16 protein-coding genes and 2 riboswitches are annotated in these 17,186 nt (G+C 69.7%); of the genes, 8 read left to right on the forward strand and 8 right to left on the reverse strand.

What is annotated here, in order from left to right:
• Nucleotides 1-57 precede the first annotated feature (57 nt).
• The 4 genes from VBO01S_RS12315 (at nt 58) to VBO01S_RS12330 (ending at nt 4,330) form a co-directional block, all read left to right on the forward strand.
• Nucleotides 58-975 carry a protein NO VEIN domain-containing protein gene (locus VBO01S_RS12315; RefSeq protein ID WP_062474396.1) on the forward strand — a complete coding sequence of 306 codons (918 nt, stop codon included), beginning with the start codon at nt 58-60 and terminating at the stop codon, nt 973-975.
• Nucleotides 976-1,140: 165 nt separating this feature from the next.
• Nucleotides 1,141-2,442, forward strand: a complete 1,302-nt coding sequence (locus VBO01S_RS12320; RefSeq protein ID WP_062474398.1) for a UDP-N-acetylglucosamine 1-carboxyvinyltransferase — start codon at nt 1,141-1,143, stop codon at nt 2,440-2,442.
• 129 nt (nt 2,443-2,571) lie between these two features.
• Entirely contained in the window at nt 2,572-3,612 is a 1,041-nt protein-coding gene (locus VBO01S_RS12325) for an NAD(P)H-dependent flavin oxidoreductase (RefSeq protein ID WP_062474400.1), read from the forward strand.
• 40 nt (nt 3,613-3,652) lie between these two features.
• On the forward strand, nt 3,653-4,330 hold the full coding sequence (locus VBO01S_RS12330; protein WP_062474402.1) for an alpha/beta hydrolase: 678 nt from the start codon (nt 3,653-3,655) through the stop codon (nt 4,328-4,330).
• On the opposite strand, the gene VBO01S_RS12335 is transcribed toward VBO01S_RS12330, so the two are convergent.
• A complete protein-coding gene (locus tag VBO01S_RS12335; RefSeq protein WP_174543655.1) occupies nt 4,305-4,922 on the reverse strand; it encodes a TetR/AcrR family transcriptional regulator in 618 nt (205 codons plus the stop codon). The genes VBO01S_RS12330 and VBO01S_RS12335 overlap by 26 nt on opposite strands.
• Nucleotides 4,923-4,972: 50 nt before the next feature.
• Between VBO01S_RS12335 and VBO01S_RS12340 the strand changes: the two genes are divergently transcribed.
• From VBO01S_RS12340 to VBO01S_RS12350, 3 genes are all read left to right on the forward strand, one after another.
• Entirely contained in the window at nt 4,973-6,091 is a 1,119-nt protein-coding gene (locus tag VBO01S_RS12340; protein WP_062474404.1) for a DUF2855 family protein, read from the forward strand.
• 142 nt (nt 6,092-6,233) lie between these two features.
• Nucleotides 6,234-7,145, forward strand: coding sequence for a DUF3014 domain-containing protein (locus tag VBO01S_RS12345; protein WP_062474405.1), 912 nt, complete (start codon nt 6,234-6,236; stop codon nt 7,143-7,145).
• Nucleotides 7,146-7,253: 108 nt separating this feature from the next.
• Nucleotides 7,254-7,502: a hypothetical protein gene (locus tag VBO01S_RS12350; RefSeq protein WP_062474407.1), complete on the forward strand. Its 249-nt coding sequence runs from the start codon at nt 7,254-7,256 to the stop codon at nt 7,500-7,502.
• Nucleotides 7,503-7,533: 31 nt separating this feature from the next.
• Here VBO01S_RS12350 and gcvP read toward each other — a convergent pair whose 3' ends face one another.
• From gcvP to VBO01S_RS12380, 6 genes are all read right to left on the reverse strand, one after another.
• Nucleotides 7,534-10,443, reverse strand: coding sequence for an aminomethyl-transferring glycine dehydrogenase (gene gcvP / locus VBO01S_RS12355; RefSeq protein ID WP_062474409.1), 2,910 nt, complete (start codon nt 10,441-10,443; stop codon nt 7,534-7,536).
• A gap of 58 nt (nt 10,444-10,501) precedes the next feature.
• Nucleotides 10,502-10,873 carry a glycine cleavage system protein GcvH gene (gcvH, locus tag VBO01S_RS12360; protein ID WP_062474411.1) on the reverse strand — a complete coding sequence of 124 codons (372 nt, stop codon included), beginning with the start codon at nt 10,871-10,873 and terminating at the stop codon, nt 10,502-10,504.
• Nucleotides 10,874-10,944: 71 nt separating this feature from the next.
• A complete protein-coding gene (gcvT, locus tag VBO01S_RS12365; RefSeq protein WP_442267802.1) occupies nt 10,945-12,126 on the reverse strand; it encodes a glycine cleavage system aminomethyltransferase GcvT in 1,182 nt (393 codons plus the stop codon).
• A 47-nt stretch (nt 12,127-12,173) separates the two neighbouring features.
• A riboswitch (glycine riboswitch) is annotated at nt 12,174-12,278 on the reverse strand.
• A gap of 12 nt (nt 12,279-12,290) precedes the next feature.
• Nucleotides 12,291-12,381, reverse strand: a riboswitch (glycine riboswitch).
• Nucleotides 12,382-12,412: 31 nt separating this feature from the next.
• Nucleotides 12,413-12,949 (reverse strand): hypothetical protein, encoded by a 537-nt coding sequence (locus VBO01S_RS12370; RefSeq protein WP_062474467.1) that lies wholly within the window; start codon nt 12,947-12,949, stop codon nt 12,413-12,415.
• Nucleotides 12,950-13,045: 96 nt separating this feature from the next.
• Nucleotides 13,046-13,528, reverse strand: a complete 483-nt coding sequence (locus VBO01S_RS12375; protein ID WP_062474414.1) for a L,D-transpeptidase Cds6 family protein — start codon at nt 13,526-13,528, stop codon at nt 13,046-13,048.
• Nucleotides 13,529-13,771: 243 nt separating this feature from the next.
• Entirely contained in the window at nt 13,772-14,962 is a 1,191-nt protein-coding gene (locus tag VBO01S_RS12380) for an MFS transporter (RefSeq protein WP_062474416.1), read from the reverse strand.
• Nucleotides 14,963-15,070: 108 nt separating this feature from the next.
• On the opposite strand from VBO01S_RS12380, the gene VBO01S_RS12385 reads away from it, so the two are divergent.
• On the forward strand, nt 15,071-15,850 hold the full coding sequence (locus VBO01S_RS12385; protein ID WP_062474418.1) for an AraC family transcriptional regulator: 780 nt from the start codon (nt 15,071-15,073) through the stop codon (nt 15,848-15,850).
• 36 nt (nt 15,851-15,886) lie between these two features.
• Here the strand turns inward: VBO01S_RS12385 and VBO01S_RS12390 are convergent, their stop codons facing one another.
• The gene (locus tag VBO01S_RS12390) at nt 15,887-17,179 is read right to left on the reverse strand and encodes a TRAP transporter large permease (RefSeq protein WP_062474420.1); all 1,293 of its coding nucleotides are present in this window, start codon (nt 17,177-17,179) and stop codon (nt 15,887-15,889) included.
• Between the last annotated feature and the right edge of the window lie 7 nt (nt 17,180-17,186).

The raw sequence follows: 17,186 nt of genomic DNA on the forward strand, positions 1-17,186 counted from the left end.
AGCGACGGCCGATGCGGCATACTCCCACCCCCTCCCAACTCGCCAGAATTCCGCTGAATGGACAAGGAAGTCGACCCCTCCGTGCTCGCCGCCATCGATGAGATGCGGCTCTCCGGACCGCGCCTCACGCCGGTCGAAATCGTCGCCAAGATGGGGGTGTTCGACGCACGCGACAAGCCGTTCGAGCACGCCTGGCTCGCCACGGGCGACAACGTCATCGCCACCATCTGGGGCGAGTACGTGAGCGTGGCGGCCGGTGGCCGCTGGTTCTACCTGGAATCGCTCGACGCCCAGCGCCGCCCCGGCGGCGGCGTGCGCAGCGCCCAGCAGGCGCAGCGCGCCAAGGACCGCCTGGCACTGCTCAAGCGCACCTTCGACGCCGGCCAGGGCTTCCGCGCCGTGCTGCAGACCAACCGCGTCGCCATCGCCGAGCTCGAGAGCAACAAGAGCGCCAAGGTCTCGACCCGCGTGCGCGACGACGCCGAATGGCACGTTGCGAGCTGGGAACCTGAACAACAGCTCGCCGTGCTGGTGCGCGGTGCGCGCGGCTGGGTGCCGACAGAGGCCGACATCACGGCCGCCAAGGCCCGTAGCGGCGTGCCGGCGGCCGATGACGCCGACGCGGCCCCGGCCGGCCCGACCACGACGGACGCCGTTCAGGCCGCCGCCATGGCCTATGTCATGGGCCATTTCAAGGGCTATGGCTACAACGCGGAAGACGTCACCAGCAAGGCGCTGGGCTACGATATCGAGGTGTCGAACGCCAAGGGCGCGATGCTGCTCAAGGTGGTCGTGAAGGGCACCGCCCCGGCGCTGCCGACCTTCGCGCTCACGCCCGACGAAAGCATGTGCGCCGTGCGCGAGCCGCTGTGGCGCCTGCTGGTGGTGGCCGACGCGGGCAGCGCGACGGCGGCGCACAAGATCTACAAGCCGACCGAAGTCGACCAGGCGCCGGGCTTCCAGCGCAAGGCCTGACGGGCCTCCCGGGGCCTCGCAGGCCACGCCGCGGCTGCACCAGTGCGCCGCGGGCGTTTCCAAATTCTTACAACTGAGCCCCCGGAAACCCGTCGTTTCCAACGGTAAAGTTCCGCCGTCCGGCGCGAACAGTTCGTGCCTTCGCCCCTCTGTTCGCCCCCTTTCATGTCCAACCTCATCGTGCACGGCGGTACGCCCCTTCGCGGCCGCATCATTCCCTCCGCCAACAAGAACGCGGTGCTGCCGGTGCTGTGCGCCACCTTGCTCACCGGCGAGCCGCTGCGGCTGCACGGGGTGCCCGACATCACCGACGTGCGCAAGATCCTCGACATCTTCCGCACGCTGGGCAGCGAGGTCCGCATGGACCACGAGAGCGGCACGCTCGAACTGCACCACCGCGCCACCACCTTCGATGCGGCGCTCCACCGCCTGCCCGAGGAAATGCGCTCGTCGATCATGCTGGTGCCGCCGCTGCTGGCGCGCTTCGGCGTGGCGCGGCTGGAGGACAACGTCAAGGGCTGCACGCTTGGCGTGCGCGAGATCGATCCGCACGTGGAGGTGTTCCAGCGCTTCGGCGGCCAGGTGGAGCGCACCGAGGGCTCGCTGCTGGTGTATGCCCCCGGCCGGCTCACGCCCACCGACCACTGGCTCGACTACGCCTCGGTGACGACCACCGAGAACTTCGTGCTGTGCGCGGCCGCCGCGGGCGGCACCTCGACGCTCACCAACGCGGCCTCGGAGCCGCACGTGCAGGAGTTCTGCCGCTTCATGGCCATGATCGGCGTGCGCATCGAGGGCATGGGCACCTCGCGGCTCACGGTGCATGGCGGCGGCGCGCTGGGCGGCGGCGAGTTCCGCTTCGACGAAGACTTCCACGAGATCACCACCTTCCTGGCGCTGGGCGCGATCACCGGCGGCGACGTCGTGGTGCGCAACAGCGCGCCGGGCAACTTTCCGCTCATCGACCGCACGTTTGCCAAGTTCGGCGTGCAGATCGAGCATGCCGACGGCTGGTCGCGCGCCATCCGCAGCGGCCCGCTGAAGGTGCAGACGCCGTTCACCAGCAACGTGCTCACCAAGGTGGAGGCCGCGCCGTGGCCGTACTTCCCGGTCGACCTGCTGCCGATCTTCATTGCGCTGGGCGTGCGCGCTCAGGGCAATGCGATGTTCTGGAACAAGGTGTACGACGGCGCGCTGGGCTGGACCGGCGAACTGTCCAAGTTCGGCGCGCACGTCTTCTCGTCCGACCCGCACCGGCTCATCACCTTCGGCGGCCACGCGCTCACGCCGGCGGTGGTCGAGAGTCCCTACATCATCCGCGTGGCGATCGCGCTGTTCATGGTGGCCGCGAGCATCGAGGGCAAGTCCGAGATCCGCAACGCGACGCCGATCCGGCGCGCCCATCCGCGCTTCGTGGAAAACCTGCGCAGCCTGGGCGTGCAGGTGGAGTGGACCAGCGAGGAGTGAGCCTGCGGCGGGCTGCGTGCCGCTGCTGCTGACCTGTCCCGCTGCCCGATGACCCCGCGGGCGCCGCGCTCAACGGCTTGGCCGGACAATGCCGTGCATTCGACACACGGACACAGGAGCGCACCCCGAATGACGACGTTGCAACAGATCCTCGGCACCGAACTTCCATTGATCCAGGCGCCGATGGCCGGCGCGCAGGCCAGCGCGATGGCGATCGCGGTGTGCAACGAAGGCGCGCTGGGGTCGCTGCCGTGCGCGATGCTCGGCCCCGATGCGATGCGCAGCGAACTCGCGGCGATCCGCGCCGGCACCGACAAGCCCTTCAACGTCAATTTCTTCGCCCACACCCCGCCCACGCCGGACGAGGCACGCGAGGCCGCCTGGCGCGCCGCGCTCGCGCCGTACTACGCCGAGTTCGGCATCGACCCCGCGGGCATCCCGACCGGCCCCGGGCGCAACCCCTTCAGCGCCGAGGTGGCCGACCTGCTGGCCGAGTTCAAGCCGCCGGTGGTGAGCTTCCATTTCGGGCTGCCGCCCGAGTCGCTGCTGGCCAAGGTGCGCGGCTGGGGCGCGAAGGTGCTGGTTTCGGCCACCACCGTCGACGAGGCGCTGTGGCTCGAGGCGAAGGGCGTCGACGCGGTCATCGCGCAGGGGCTGGAGGCCGGCGGGCACCGCGGCCATTTCCTGTCGCACGACCTGACGAAGCAGCTCGGCACCTTCGCGTTGCTGCCGCAGCTGGTGCGCGCATTGAAGGTGCCGGTGATCGCGGCGGGCGGCATCGCGGATGCCGACGGCGTGGCCGCGGCCATGGCGCTGGGCGCGGCCGGCGTGCAGGTCGGCACGGCCTACCTGCTGACGCCCGAGGCCATGACCAGCGCGCTGCACCGCGCGGCGCTGAAGAGCGAGGCCGCGCGCCACACGGCGCTCACCAACCTGTTCACCGGCCGACCGGCGCGCGGCATCGTCAACCGCGTGATGCGCGAGCTGGGGCCCATCGGCCCGGCGCCGGAATTTCCGCTCGCCACCTCGGGCATCGCGCCGCTGCGCGCCAAGGCCGAGGCGCAGGGCAGCGGCGACTTTTCTCCGCTGTGGTCGGGGCAGAACGCCACCGGCTGCCGCGAGGTGTCCTCGGCCGAGGTCACGCGGGCGCTGGCCAAGGGCTTTCGCTGAATCGCGGCGTCCGTCATTTTTTTCAAGGCACTTCCGACCCATGACATCGCTCCATCTGCCCCTGCAGTTCCTGCACCATCCCGCACCCTCGGGCGGCCCTGAACCCTGGCTGCTCGTGCTGATGCACGGCGTGGGCAGCAACGAGCAGGACCTGTTCGGCCTGGCGCGCATGATGCCGCCGCAGTTCCACGTGCTGAGCCTGCGCGCGCCGTATGTGCTGTCGCCCGGTTCCTACGCGTGGTTCGAGTTCCAGGTGCTGGCCGACGGCGGGCGCCGCATCGACGAGGAACAGGAGCGCGAAAGCCGCTTCCTCATCGGCGAGATGGTCGCGTCGGCGTCGCAGCAGCTGGGCATTCCGCCCGAGCGCGTGGTGGTCGGCGGCTTCAGCCAGGGCGGGATCATGTCGCTGTCGCTGCTGCTCACGCAGCCCGAGAAGCTGCGCGCCGCGCTGGTGTGGCACAGCCGGTTGTTGCCCGAGGTGGTACCGCACATCGCGCCGCCCGAGGCCTTCGCGGGCAAGGCGCTGTGGGTGAGCCATGGCAGCGCCGACAACGTGATTCCGCCGAGCGCCGCGCAGGCCACGCGCGAGCTGGCGCGCGGGCTGCCGCTGGCGCTGTCGGGCTCGGACTTCCCGGGCGCGCACGAGATCCGCCCGGCCGAGCTGCAGGGCACGTTGGCGTGGCTGCAGGCGCTCAGCGCGCCAACAGCCGCGCCCTGACCATCGCTTCCATCTCGTCGACCCACGCGTCGTCGATGGTGTCGGGCTGCACCAGCAGCCGGTAGCGGCGCCCGCCCCAGGCGGCGGTCAGCAGTGCCTGCACGGTGGCGGGCGAGGGCGCCGGCTGCAGGTCGCGGCAGGCGGCGAAGGCCTGCGTCCAGCGCGCGAGCAGCTCGTCGTACACGCGCCGGTGGTGCTTGGGCTCGGCCACACGGTGCTCGAGCATCAGCATCTCGTGGTCGAAGGCGGGCAAGCCGTCGATGCGCGTGTCGCAGGTGAGGCGCACGAGGCGCTGCGTGCGTTCGCGCCAGTCGATGTCCGGTGGCGTAATCACCTCTTCGTCGAGCCGCGCCAGCAGCGCCTCGACGCAGTGGCGCACGTAGCCCGAGAGCAGGGCTTCCTTGTCGGGAAAGTAGTCGTAGAAGGTGCCGACGGCGATGCCGGTTTCGAGCGCCACGGCGCGCGTGGTCACGCCCTCCCAGCCCTGCGTGCGCCAAATCCGAACAAAGGCGTCGTAGATGGCCTGCACGGTGAACTTGCCGCGCGCCTGCGTGGGGCGTTTCAGGGGCTTGGAGCGGGGTGCGGCGGGCATGGACCGGGTTTCCGAACCCGCGGCGAAGCGGGCCGTCCTACAGTTTGCGAATGAACAACGCATTCACTTTAACCCGCCTCGAAACGCGCAAGAACGCACTCGGGACCACCCGCATCGTCACTTCGGAAGACGCCGGCAGTTTGCAGCCGGGCCAGGTGCTGATGCAGATCGAGCGCTTCTCGCTCACCACCAACAACATCACCTACGCGGCCTTCGGCGATGCGGTGATGAAGTACTGGCAGTTCTTTCCCACCGGCGACGCCGACTGGGGCCACATGCCGGCCTGGGGCTTTGCCGACGTGGTGGCGTCGAATGTCGAAGGCGTGGCGGTGGGCGAGCGCTTCTACGGCTACTTTCCCATTGCGAGCCACCTGCGCATGCAGCCGGTGCGCGTGACGCCGCGCGGCTTCTACGACGGCGCGGCGCACCGCAGCGAACTGGTGTCGGCCTACAACCAGTACATGCGCTGCAGCCACGACGCGGGCTACGTCGCCGCGCTGGAGGACTACCAGATGCTGGTGCGTCCGCTGTTCATCACCTCGTTCATGCTGGCCGACTTCCTCGAAGACAACGGCTTCTTCGGCGCGACGCAGGTGGTGGTGTCGAGCGCCTCGAGCAAGACGGCGTTCGGCACGGCCTTCTGCCTCGGCCGCCGCGAGGGCCTGCAGCTGATCGCCGCCACGTCGGAAGGCAACCGCGCCTTCGTCGAGGCGCTGGGCTGCTACGACCGCACGGTGGCCTACGGCGAGATCGCCACGCTCGCGGCCGACGTGCCCACGCTGTACGTCGACTTCGCGGGCCACGACGCGCTGCGCGCCACCGTGCACCACCACTTCGGCGAATCGCTGGTGTACGACTGCTATGCGGGCTCGGCGCAGAAGACTGAATTCCTCGGCGACACCAGCGCGCTGCCCGGCCCCACGCCGAAGCTCTACTTCGCGCCCGTGCAGATCCGCAAGCGCAATGTCGACTGGGGCCCGCAGGAGGTCAACCGCCGCTTCAACGACGCGCAGGGCCGCTTCATCGCCGAGCTGAGCCGCCCGGGCAACCGCTGGATGACGCTGGCGCAGGGCCGCGGCTTCGCGCATGCGCAGGCCGTGATCGCCGACCTGCACGCAGGCCGCGTCGATCCGCGCGAGGCGCACGTGGTGCGCATCGGCGGCGAGTGACAGCGTGAGCGACTGAACTTCGGCGCGGGTGGGGCGTCACAGGGGGTTACGAGAACGTGGCGATCGCGCGGGCCGTGCAGGCCATCCTGGTGCACCATTGCCTTTCGTCTCCCCACTGCCATCCCGCAAAAGGAAACCGCCCATGTCCGACGCCGACTCCCCCCGCGACACCCCCGAATTCCGCCCCCGCAAGGAAGCGCCGATGGGCACCATCGTCGGCCTGGCGCTGGTCGTGCTGGTGGCGGCTTATTTCGGCTGGCGCTGGTACCAGCAGCAGCAACTGGCGCCGCTGCCGACCGCGCCCGTGGCCGTCGCCCCGACCGACGCGCCCCCCGAGCCGCCCAAGGCCGAAGAGCCGAAGGGCCCGCAGAACCCGGTCGAGGCGCTGGCCCCGCCCGATGCCGCGCTGCCCGCACTGGCCAGTTCCGATGCGCGCGTGATGAAGGCGCTCACCGAATTGCTGGGCGGCAAGGCCGTCGCGGCCTACCTGCAGCCCGACGGCGTGGTGCGGCGCTTCGTCGCCACGGTCGACAACCTGCCGCGCGAGCAGGCACCCGCCAGCAAGTGGCCGGTGCAGCCCGCGCCGCAGCGCTTCATCACCGAGGGGCCGCAGCAGGGCGGCGTGCAGACCATCGCGGTGAACAACGCCGCGCGCTACAACGGCATCGTGATGCTGGCCGGGGCTGTCGATCCGGCCAAGGCTGCGGCGGTGTATGCGCGGCTGTACCCGCTGTTCCAGCAGGCATATGAAGAGCTGGGCTATCCGGGCCGCTATTTCAACGACCGCTTCATCGCCGTGATCGACCACCTGCTGCAAGCCCCCGAACCCACGGGGCCGGTGCAGGTGAAGCTGGTCGAGGTGAAGGGCGACATTCCCTCGCAGCGGCCCTGGGTGCGCTACGAGTACGCCGATCCGAAGCTCGAATCGCTCTCGGCCGGCCAGAAGATCCTGGTGCGCATGGGGCCCGAGAACGAGCGCAAGATGAAGGCCAGCCTGCGCGGGCTGCGCGCGCAGATCGCCACCGGCGAGATCGCGAAGAAGAAGCAGCCCTGAGGCGCGATGCACTGACAGCGCCCCGCCTGCACGCCCTGTAGGCGCGGGCCGATTGCATGCCGCGCGAAGGGTCGAGATGATTTGCGCCTACGACTTCGAGGGCAAGCCATGAACCTGATGAGCGTCGATCTTTACCAGAGCACCACCGACCCCGGGAAATTCCTGGCGCTTCCCGCCGGCACCGACCCGACCGAACTCATGGGCCCGATGACCTTCGATCGGGACTACGCGCACATCAAGCGCTACCAGGCGGCCTTCGCGTTCGATCCGTCCGAAACCTACGCGGGCGTGAACGCCGCGAAGATCGCCGCGGACCTGCTCACCGTGAAGTGGGCGATGTACCGCCGCGAAGGCTGAGCGGCGGGCGGCCTGCGCCGCCGCGCCTTCGTCAGGCCTCTTCGGTTTCCTGGTACTCGCCCACCGGCACGCAGCTGCAGAACAGGTTGCGGTCGCCGTAGACGTTGTCGACGCGCCCGATCGGCGGCCAGTACTTGGCCTGCTTGAGTTCGGCCAGCGGGAACGCGCCGAGTTCGCGCGAGTACGGGTGGCTCCACTCCGTGCCGAGCAGGCTGGCGGCGGTGTGCGGCGCGTGCTTGAGCGGGTTGTCGTCCTTCGACCAGACGCCTTCTTCCACGCGGCGGATCTCGCCGCGGATGGCGATCATCGCGTCGACGAAACGGTCGAGCTCGGCCAGCGGTTCGCTTTCGGTGGGCTCCACCATCAGCGTGCCGGGCACGGGGAAGCTCAGCGTGGGCGCGTGGAAGCCGTAGTCGATCAGGCGCTTGGCCACGTCTTCGGCGGTGACGCCGCTGGTGTCCTTGAGCGGGCGCAGGTCCAGGATGCACTCGTGCGCGACGTGGCCGTTGGGGCTCGCGTACAGCGTGGGGTAGTGGTCCTTCAGGCGGGCGCTGATGTAGTTGGCGCTGAGGATGGCCGTCTCGGTCGCGGCCTGCAGGCCCTTGGCGCCCATCATGCGGCAGTACATCCAGCTGATCGGCAGCACGGCCGCGTTGCCCAGCGGCGCGGCCGACACGGCGCCCACGCCGTTCGAGGGCACGCCGGCCGTGGCATGGCCCGGCAGGTAGGGCACGAGGTCTTCGACCACGCAGACCGGACCGACGCCCGGGCCGCCACCGCCGTGCGGGATGCAGAAGGTCTTGTGCAGGTTCAGGTGGCTCACGTCGCCGCCGAACTCGCCCGGCGCGGCCACGCCGACCAGCGCGTTCATGTTGGCGCCGTCGACGTACACGCGGCCGCCATGTTCATGCACGAGTTCGCACAGTTCCTTCACGCGGGTTTCGAACACGCCGTGCGTGCTGGGGTAGGTGATCATCACGGCGGCCAGGTGGGCGCTGTGCTTCTCGCAGGCGCGCTTGAGGTCGTCCATGTCGACGTTGCCTTGCGCGTCGCAGGCCGTCACCACCACCTGCAGGCCCACCATCTGGGCGCTGGCCGGGTTGGTGCCGTGCGCCGACGAGGGAATCAGGCAGATGTTGCGGTGGCCCTGGCCCTTGGCTTCATGGAAGGACTTGATGGCCAGCAGGCCCGCGTACTCGCCCTGCGAGCCCGCGTTGGGCTGCAGGCTGATGCCCGCGTAGCCGGTGGCCTCGCACAGCCAGGCGCGCAGCTGCGCGTCGAGCTGGGCGTAGCCCTGCAGCTGGTCGGCGGGCGCAAAGGGGTGGATGTTCGCGAACTCGGGCCAGGTGATGGGGATCATCTCGCTGGTCGCGTTGAGCTTCATGGTGCAGCTGCCCAGCGGGATCATGCTGCGGTCGAGCGCGAGGTCCTTGTCCGACAGGCTGCGGATGTAGCGCAGCATCGCCGTTTCGCTCTTGTGGGTGTTGAACACCGGGTGCGTGAGGAAGGCGCTGGTGCGGCGCAGGTCCTCGGGAATCAGCGGCGTGGTGCTGGCGGCCAGCTCGTCGAAGCGCGGCATCGCGGTGCCGGCGGGCACGAACAGGGCCCACAGGGTTTCGATGTCGGCGCGCGTGGTGGTTTCGTCCAGCGAGATGCCCAGGTGCTGCTGCAGGCGCTGGCGCAGGTTGACGCCGCCGGCCTGCGCGCGTTCGATGATCGCGGCCGTGTCGTCGCCGGTGCGGATCGTCAGCGAATCGAAGGCGGTGGTGTTCACCGGCTCGCGGCCCATCTGCGACAGGCCCTTGGCGAGGATGGCGGTGAGCACGGCCACGCGCTGTGCGATGCGCGTGAGGCCGTCGGGGCCGTGGTACACGGCGTACATGCTGGCGACCACGGCCGGCAGCACCTGCGCGGTGCAGATGTTCGAGGTGGCCTTTTCGCGGCGGATGTGCTGCTCGCGCGTCTGCAGCGCAAGGCGGTAGGCCGGCTGGCCGTGCGTGTCGACGCTCACGCCGACGAGGCGGCCGGGCAGCGAGCGCTTGAACGAATCGCGGCAGGCCAGGTAGGCGGCGTGCGGGCCGCCGTTGCACAGCGGCATGCCGAAACGCTGCGTGGTGCCGCAGACGATGTCGGCATCGAACTCGCCGGGGGCGACCAGCAGCGTCAGCGCCAGCAGGTCGGCCGCGACGATGAAGGCGGCGTCGCACTGGTGCGCGTGCCCTGCGAGCGGGCGCAGGTCGTGCACGTGGCCGGTGGTGGCCGGGTACTGCGCGAGCACACCGAAGAACTCGCCGCTCACCATCAGGTGCGGCAGCGTTTCCGACACCGTGCTCACCTTGACCTCGATGCCCAGCGGCGCGGCGCGGGTCTTGATGACTTCGATGGTCTGCGGGTGGCAGTCCCCCGACACGAGGAACACGTTGCTCTTGCTCTTCACGCTGCGCTTGGCGAGCGTCATGGCCTCGGCGGCGGCCGTGGCCTCGTCGAGCATCGAGGCGTTGGCGATGGCCATGCCCGTGAGGTCGCACACCATCGTCTGGAAGTTGAGCAGGGCTTCCATGCGGCCCTGCGAGATCTCGGCCTGGTAGGGCGTGTAGGCGGTGTACCAGGCGGGGTTCTCCAGGATGTTGCGCAGGATCACGCCCGGCGTGTGCGTGCCGTAGTAGCCCTGGCCGATGAAGCTCCTGAACACCTTGTTCTTCGACGCCAGCGCCTTCAGCTCGGCCAGCGCGTCGGCCTCGGTGACCGGCGCGGGCAGGCGCATCGGCCGGGCGCGGCGGATGGCCGCGGGCACGATGCCGTCGATGAGCTCCGCGCGCGTTTCCGAGCCGATCACCGGCAGCATGTGCGCCTCGTCCGCCGCATCGATGCCGATGTGGCGGGCGAGGAATTCTTCGGCGTTCTCTAGTTCTTGCAAAGAGGGAAGGGCGGGAATCGGCATGGCGGTGAAGGCTCGGGGGAGAAGGAACGAAGGTGCGAGGAAGCTGCGGTTCAGCGGATCAGGATTCGGCGGCGAACTTGTCGTAGCTGGCGGCGTCGAGCAGGGCGTCGAGCTGCGCGGGCTCGCTCAGCTTGACCTTGAAGAACCAGCCGGCGGCCAGCGGGTCGCTGTTGGCCAGCGACGGGTCGGCGCGCAGCGCTTCGTTGACTTCGGTGATCTCGCCCGACACGGGCATGAACACATCGGCGGCGGCCTTCACCGACTCGACCACACCGGCGACCTCGCCCTGCGCGAAGGTCTTGCCCACTTCAGGCAGGTCGACGAACACCACGTCGCCTAGCGCGTCCTGCGCATGCACGGTGATGCCGACGGTGGCGGCGCCGCCTTCGGCCGCCACCCATTCGTGGTCCTTGGTGTATTTGATGCTCATGAAAAAACTCCTCGTGGAAAAAATGGAATCGGGGTGCAGAGCCTAGCCGGGTCTGCGGTGTTCAGTGTCGGTCAGCCGCGGTAGTAGCGCGTCGGCACGAAAGGCATCGTCGAGACTTCCATCGGCACGGGCTTGCCGCGCACGATGGCCTGCACGCGCGTGCCGGGCTCGGCGAAGGCGGCGGCCACGTAGCCCATGGCCACGCAGCGGTCGGCCGTGGGGCCGAGCAGGCCGCTGGTGACGGCGCCGATGTCGTGGCCTTCGAGCGACTGCAGCAGCGTGCCGTCGCGCACCGGGATGCGTTCGAGTGCCACGAGGCCGACGCGCTTGCGCGTGAGCGTCTTGTGGTCGGTGTGGCCGGCCGCGCCCGAGGCGACGGCGGCCAGCTGGGCCAGCACCTTGGCCGCGCCCGGGAAGCCGCCTTCGCGCGCGCCGCCGGCGCGGCGCACCTTCTGGATCGCCCAGTTGAGCGAGGCTTCGACCGGGGTGGTGGTGGTGTCGATGTCGTTGCCGTACAGGCACAGGCCGGCTTCGAGCCGCAGCGAGTTGCGCGCGCCCAGGCCGACGGGCTTCACTTCGGACTGCGCGAGCAGCAGGCGGGCGAGGGCGTCGGCGTCTTTCGCGGCCACCGAGATCTCGAAGCCGTCTTCGCCGGTGTAGCCACTGCGGGTGACGAAGGCGGCAATGCCGCCGATCTGCACCGCGCCGCCGGTCATGAACACGAAGCGCTCGATGCCCGGCGACAGGCGCGCCAGCGTGGCGGCGGCCTGTGGGCCCTGCAGTGCGAGCAGGGCGTGGTCGGGCAGGGGCTGTACCTGGCAGCGCGCGCCGATCTTGTCCTGGATGTGGGCGATGTCGGCCACTTTGCAGGCGCCGTTCACGATCACGAAGAGCGAGCCATTGCCTTCGTTGAAGAACATCAGGTCGTCGAGGATGCCGCCCTCGTCGTTCAGCAGCAGGCCGTAGCGCTGCTTGCCGGCGGGCAGGTCGACCACGTCGACGGGCATCAGGGTTTCGAATGCAGCGGCGGCGTCGGGGCCGACCAGGCGCAGCTGGCCCATGTGCGAGATGTCGAACAGGCCGGCCGCGTCGCGCGTGTGCTTGTGCTCGGCCATGAGGCCGGCGGGGTACTGCACGGGCATGGAGTAGCCGGCGAAGGGCACCATGCGGGCGCCGAGCTCCACGTGGAGGTCGTACAGCGGGGTCTTGAGAAGTTGAGTATCCGAAGAAGCGGAAGCGGAAGAAGCGGCCACGGGGCACTCCAAAGGGGCAGTCGAAATCCATGGCTGCAACGCCATGGGCCACCCCTGCTGTCCGCTTTACCTGAGAGATTCGCCCCACGATCGGGGTTTGCTCCTTCGGTGGGCCGCGTGCAATGCCACGGCCTCTCTCCAGCAAGGAAACGCCGGTGGTTGCCGGCGTCTTGTCAGTCCTTTTGCCTGAGCGTTCGGGGAACCCCTGCGCCTTCGGCGGCCCCGTCGCGCGGGGCTCTCTCCTGACCCGGCGAGTGTAGTGGATCGCGGGGCCGGGGCCGGCGGCTCAGTGCACGGTTTCTGCCGGCGGCAGCAGCTTGTCGATGCGCTCGCGCAGCGAGTCGGCGCGCTCGGGGCCGGCGGCTTTCTCGATCTCGGAGAGCATCAGCGCGGCGATGGTCAGCATGGCCTCGCGGTCGCGGGCCTCGCGCAGGGCGTCGCGCATCTGGTTGGCGAAGCGCGGGTCGCGGCGCACGAACATGCGCTCGCAGATGTCGAACAGGAACATGCGCGTGGTGGCCAGCGAGCGCTTGCCGTCGAAGCTGTCGGCCGAGGTGGCGACCTGGATCGGCTCGGCGGCGGGGACGGGCGTGGGGGCCGGTGCGGGAGGCGGCGCGACCGGGCGCGCGACCTGCAGGTAGCCGCGCTGCATCAGCCCCTGGATCGCCTGCTCGGCCTCGACGCGGCTGGGGAACAGCGGGCTGAAGTCGGTCAGCGAGCGCCGGCCGTCGGCCATGAGCAGCAGGGCGCGCTCACGCTGGCTGAGCGTGCGCTGCCCGGCCTGGAGTTCGTCGCGTGCCTTCTCGGTCTTGGTGGGGAACATGGCGGCCACAGCTTTCGGAGGTCGAAGGCTGCAGCATCGTTGCAAGTGGTGACATCTTCGTGAACCATTTGCCTTACAGGGACAAGGCGGTGCGCGTCAGTTGCCCGCGCTCTCCTTGCGGATCAGCCAGCGCGGGCCCACGCGCTGCAGTTCGAGCGTCTTGCGGTCGGTCTCGGTGAGCGCGTCGGCGCGGTAGACCTGCCGGAACTGCGCGCTGGCCGAGGTGCCCTGGACGCTGATCACCAGCCCCTCGATGCCCACGCTGATGCGCGACTTGCCGGTGATGCGGGCGCGCCGGTCGGCCTCCCAGCGCTCGCGGGTCTGGCCGCGCGCGGGGGTGAAGTCGGCCGCGTAGGCGGCGAGGTAGCGCTCCACGTCGCGCGCGGACCAGGCGGCGGCCCAGGCGCGCACGGCGGTTTCCACTTCGGCGAGGTGGGTGACGGGATTGGTGGGATTGGCGGGGGCGGCTGCTGGTGCAACGGCTGCAACGGGCGCGGCGGCCGGCGTGGCCGCGATACCGGCGGTGGCCAGCAAGCCGGCAGCGACAAGGCTGCTGCCCTGGGCGACGATTCGGTGCATGGCGTCCTTCTCTTTCCTTCTTCTTGTCTGTCAGGCTCGACGTCGAAGCTTGCGTCGATTCTGGCAGTGAAAGAGAGCGCGTGCGGCGTTGAATCGCCCACGGATTTCGGTGGTCCGTGGTTCGGGGCGTGTGCACAGGCCACCGGGTACTTCCCTCCGCGAATGTCCCCCGCCTTCGGCTCCTCCTTGATTTCGCTGCGGGAAGCACCCGGTGCCCTGCGCACGAGAGGTGCGGGGTTGAACTCAGGCCGCCGCAGCCTCGCCCGCCATCACCTGCACCGTCCGATTGCGAAGCCGCAAGGCCAGCACGGTTGCGACGCACAGCACGCACAACACCACCGTGAGCGTCACGCCGAGTCCGCGCGCATCCGACAGCAGGCCGAACAGCGGCGACACCAGCCCGCCGACCGAGAGCGCGAGACCGAGCGTGATGCCGCTGGCGGTGGCCGGGTTGCGCGGCAGGTAGTCCTGCGCGAGCGTCACCTGCGCGGCGAAGGGCAGGAACATGCTCATGCCGAGCCACGCGGTGCAGGCCAGCGCCGCGCCGGGCGTGGAGGCGAGCACGAGGCCCGCCATGGCCGGCAGCGCGAGCAGGTAGCCGCAGCGGATCGTGCCCATGCGCCCGATGCGGTCGCCGAGCCAGCCGCCGGCCAGCGTGCCCACGGCCCCTGCGGCGGTGAAGGCGGTGAGCGCCGCGGCGCCCTGGAAGGTGCTGCCGTGCAGGTCGCGCGTGATGCGCAGCGAGAGCATCGACAGCACCGTGACGTACGGGATCGACCAGCCCACGATGGTCGCCACCAGCAGGCTGAAGGCGCGCCAGTCGTTGTGCGGCTTGAGCACCGCGGCGCGGGCCTGCGCGGCCCGCGCCGCGGTGGCCGCGTGGTGGGCGGCCGCGCTGCGCCGTGCATTCGCCGCGACCCACACCACGCCCATCGCCACTGCGGGAATGCCCAGCAGGTAGCTGCGCGACAGGCTGCCGCCGCCGACCACCGTGGCCGCCAGCACGGGCGCGAACGAGGCGCCGATGGTGCCGCCCACCGAGAACACGCTCATCGCCTTCTGCGAGGCGCCGCCGGCCGCGCGCGCGGCCACGGTGGCGGGCGGGTGGTAGGCCGCGATGCCCAGCCCGCACAGCGCGACCGCGATCCAGGTCAGCAGGTAGCTCTGGCTCAGGCCCGCCAGCACCACGCCCAGCGCCGCCACCAGGAAGCCCACGGGCACCAGCCAGGCGCGCGGGTGGCGGTCGGCGTACAGGCCGAACAGCGGCTGCACCACGCTCGACAGCCCGGTGGCCGCCAGCATCAGGCCGCTCACGGCCGTGTAGCTGTAGCCGCGCTCCAGCACCATGAAGGGCAGCAGCGCGGGCACGAGGCCCTGGTAGAGGTCGTTGACGGCATGGGTGCCGGTGAGCAGCCCGAGTCGGCGCGTGTTCATGCGATGGCTTCTTTCTTCGATGTCCGGTTTGAGAAAAAGGGAGGAAAAGCCATCGTAGGAAGACACGGAAAGATGTTCTCGCTACGAATGTGCAAACATCGTCGTGAAATGGACAAACTGAATCTGCGCCCCGACGAGGGCGAATCGACCCCGCGCGCCGTGGCCGTGCTGGCCACTGATCCGGCGGGCGACGCCTTCATTCCGCCGCATGCGCACCGGCGCGGGCAGCTCATCCACGCGATCTCGGGCGTGATGATGGTCGGCGCGGCGGCCGGCAGCTGGGTGGTGCCGCCGGGGCGCGGCGTCTGGGTGCCGCCGGGCATGACGCACCAGATCCGCATGGCGGGCGAGGTGAAGATGCGCACCGTCTTCGTCGAGCCCGGCACGCGCGCCGACCTGGGCGCCGAGTGCCGCGTGATCCACGTGGGTGCGTTGCTGCGTGAGCTGATCGTGGCGGCCGTGTCGCTGCCGCTGGACTACCCGCCGGGCGGGCGCGACGAGCGCGTGATGGAGCTGATCCTCGACGAGATCGAGGCCGCGCCTGCGCTGTCGCTGCATGTGCCGATGCCGCGCCACGCACGCCTGGCCGCGCTGTGCGAGGCGCTGATCCGCGACCCCGCGCAGCCCGCCACGCTCGACGGCTGGGCCGCGCGGCTGCACATGAACGCGCGCACGCTGGCGAGGCTGTTCGAGCGCGAGACCGGCATGACCTTCGGTGCGTGGTGCCGGCAGGCGCGGCTGCTGCTGAGCCTGCCGCGGCTGGCCGCGGGCGCGTCGATCCTGGAGGTGGCACTGGCGCATGGCTACGAGAGCCCGAGCGCCTTCACCGCGATGTTCCGCCGCACGCTCGGCGTGCCGCCGAGCCAGTACCTGCACCCGCCGGCCTGAGGCGAGTGAAGGCGTGGGCGGGAGCGGCCTGCGCCGCTACTTGAATCCGAGCGCGCGCGGCAGCCAGGTGCTGAGCATCGGCACGAAGGTCAGCAGCATCAGCACCGCGCCGTGCGCCCACAGGAAGGGCACCAGCTCCTTCACCAGCGCCGACATCGGCACCTTCGACACGTTGCAGGTCACGAACAGCAGCCCGCCCACCGGCGGCGTGATCATGCCCAGCGTGAGGTTGAAGATCACGATCATCGCGAAGTGCACCGGGTCGACACCCAGCTTGATCGCCACCGGCGCAAGGATCGGCGCCAGCACCATCACGCCCGGCAGCGGCTCGATGAAGATGCCGAACAAGAGCAGGAACACGTTGACGATGATCAGGAACATCCACGGCGAGAGGTTCATGCTGATGAGCCATTCGGCCATCTGCTGCGGAATGCCCTCGATGGTCAGCACCCACGCGAACGAGGCCGACAGCCCGATGATGATCAGCACCGACGCCGACAGCAGGGCCGAGCGCGACAGGATGTCGGGCAGCATCTTCCACTCGAGCGTGCGGTAGATGAACTTGCCGCACACCAGCGCGTAGAACACCGCCACCACTGACGCCTCGGTGGGCGTGAACCAGCCGGCGCGCATGCCGCCCAGGATCACCACCGGCAGCAGGATCGCAGGAATCGCCTTCCAGGTCGTGATGAGAATCTCGCGCAGCGGCGGCGTCTGGCCGTCGCCCTTGTAGTTGCGCTTCTTCGAGACGTAGAAGTTCACCACGCACATCGCCACCGCGATCAGGATGCCCGGCACGATGCCGGCCACGAACAGCTGGCCGACCGACACGGTCTCGTCCTGCAGCGCGTAGATGATCATGATGATCGAGGGCGGAATGATCGGCCCCACGATGGCCGTGGAGGCCGTCAGCGCCGCCGCGTACGAGCGGTCGTAGCCGGCCTTGTCCATCATCTTGATGAGCATCGAGCCGGGGCCGGCCGCGTCGGCCAGCGCCGAGCCCGAGATGCCCGAGAAGAAGGTCAGCGACACCACATTGGTGTAGCCCAGCCCGCCGCGCCGGTGGCCGACGAACTGGCCCGCGAAGCGCAGCAGCACCTCGGTGAGCGAGCCGCCGCTCATGAGCTCGGCGGCCAGGATGAAGAAGGGCACGGCCATCAGCGGAAAGCTGTCGATGCCGGTGAAGGTTTCCTTCAACAGCACCATCAGCGGATAGCTTTCCGCGAGGATCAGGGTGGCGGCCGTGGCCAGGCCGAGCGCGAAGGCCACGGGCACGCCGATGGCCAGGAACACGCAGGCGGAGACGATCAGGACAATGCTGGCATCCATGGTCTTC

The sequence above is a fragment of the Variovorax boronicumulans NBRC 103145 genome (genome assembly GCF_001591345.1).
Classification (GTDB): domain Bacteria; phylum Pseudomonadota; class Gammaproteobacteria; order Burkholderiales; family Burkholderiaceae_C; genus Variovorax; species Variovorax boronicumulans.

Coding starts and splice junctions, on each gene's coding strand:
- VBO01S_RS12380 (WP_062474416.1), bottom strand. CDS start 14,962: ATGAACACGCGCCGACTCGGGCTGCTCACCGGCACCCATGCCGTCAAC.
- VBO01S_RS12345 (WP_062474405.1), top strand. CDS start 6,234: ATGTCCGACGCCGACTCCCCCCGCGACACCCCCGAATTCCGCCCCCGC.
- VBO01S_RS12320 (WP_062474398.1), top strand. CDS start 1,141: ATGTCCAACCTCATCGTGCACGGCGGTACGCCCCTTCGCGGCCGCATC.
- VBO01S_RS12315 (WP_062474396.1), top strand. CDS start 58: ATGGACAAGGAAGTCGACCCCTCCGTGCTCGCCGCCATCGATGAGATG.
- VBO01S_RS12375 (WP_062474414.1), bottom strand. CDS start 13,528: ATGCACCGAATCGTCGCCCAGGGCAGCAGCCTTGTCGCTGCCGGCTTG.
- VBO01S_RS12370 (WP_062474467.1), bottom strand. CDS start 12,949: ATGTTCCCCACCAAGACCGAGAAGGCACGCGACGAACTCCAGGCCGGG.
- VBO01S_RS12340 (WP_062474404.1), top strand. CDS start 4,973: ATGAACAACGCATTCACTTTAACCCGCCTCGAAACGCGCAAGAACGCA.
- VBO01S_RS12350 (WP_062474407.1), top strand. CDS start 7,254: ATGAACCTGATGAGCGTCGATCTTTACCAGAGCACCACCGACCCCGGG.
- VBO01S_RS12325 (WP_062474400.1), top strand. CDS start 2,572: ATGACGACGTTGCAACAGATCCTCGGCACCGAACTTCCATTGATCCAG.
- VBO01S_RS12390 (WP_062474420.1), bottom strand. CDS start 17,179: ATGGATGCCAGCATTGTCCTGATCGTCTCCGCCTGCGTGTTCCTGGCC.
- VBO01S_RS12385 (WP_062474418.1), top strand. CDS start 15,071: ATGGACAAACTGAATCTGCGCCCCGACGAGGGCGAATCGACCCCGCGC.
- VBO01S_RS12335 (WP_174543655.1), bottom strand. CDS start 4,922: ATGCCCGCCGCACCCCGCTCCAAGCCCCTGAAACGCCCCACGCAGGCG.
- gcvP (WP_062474409.1), bottom strand. CDS start 10,443: ATGCCGATTCCCGCCCTTCCCTCTTTGCAAGAACTAGAGAACGCCGAA.
- gcvH (WP_062474411.1), bottom strand. CDS start 10,873: ATGAGCATCAAATACACCAAGGACCACGAATGGGTGGCGGCCGAAGGC.
- VBO01S_RS12330 (WP_062474402.1), top strand. CDS start 3,653: ATGACATCGCTCCATCTGCCCCTGCAGTTCCTGCACCATCCCGCACCC.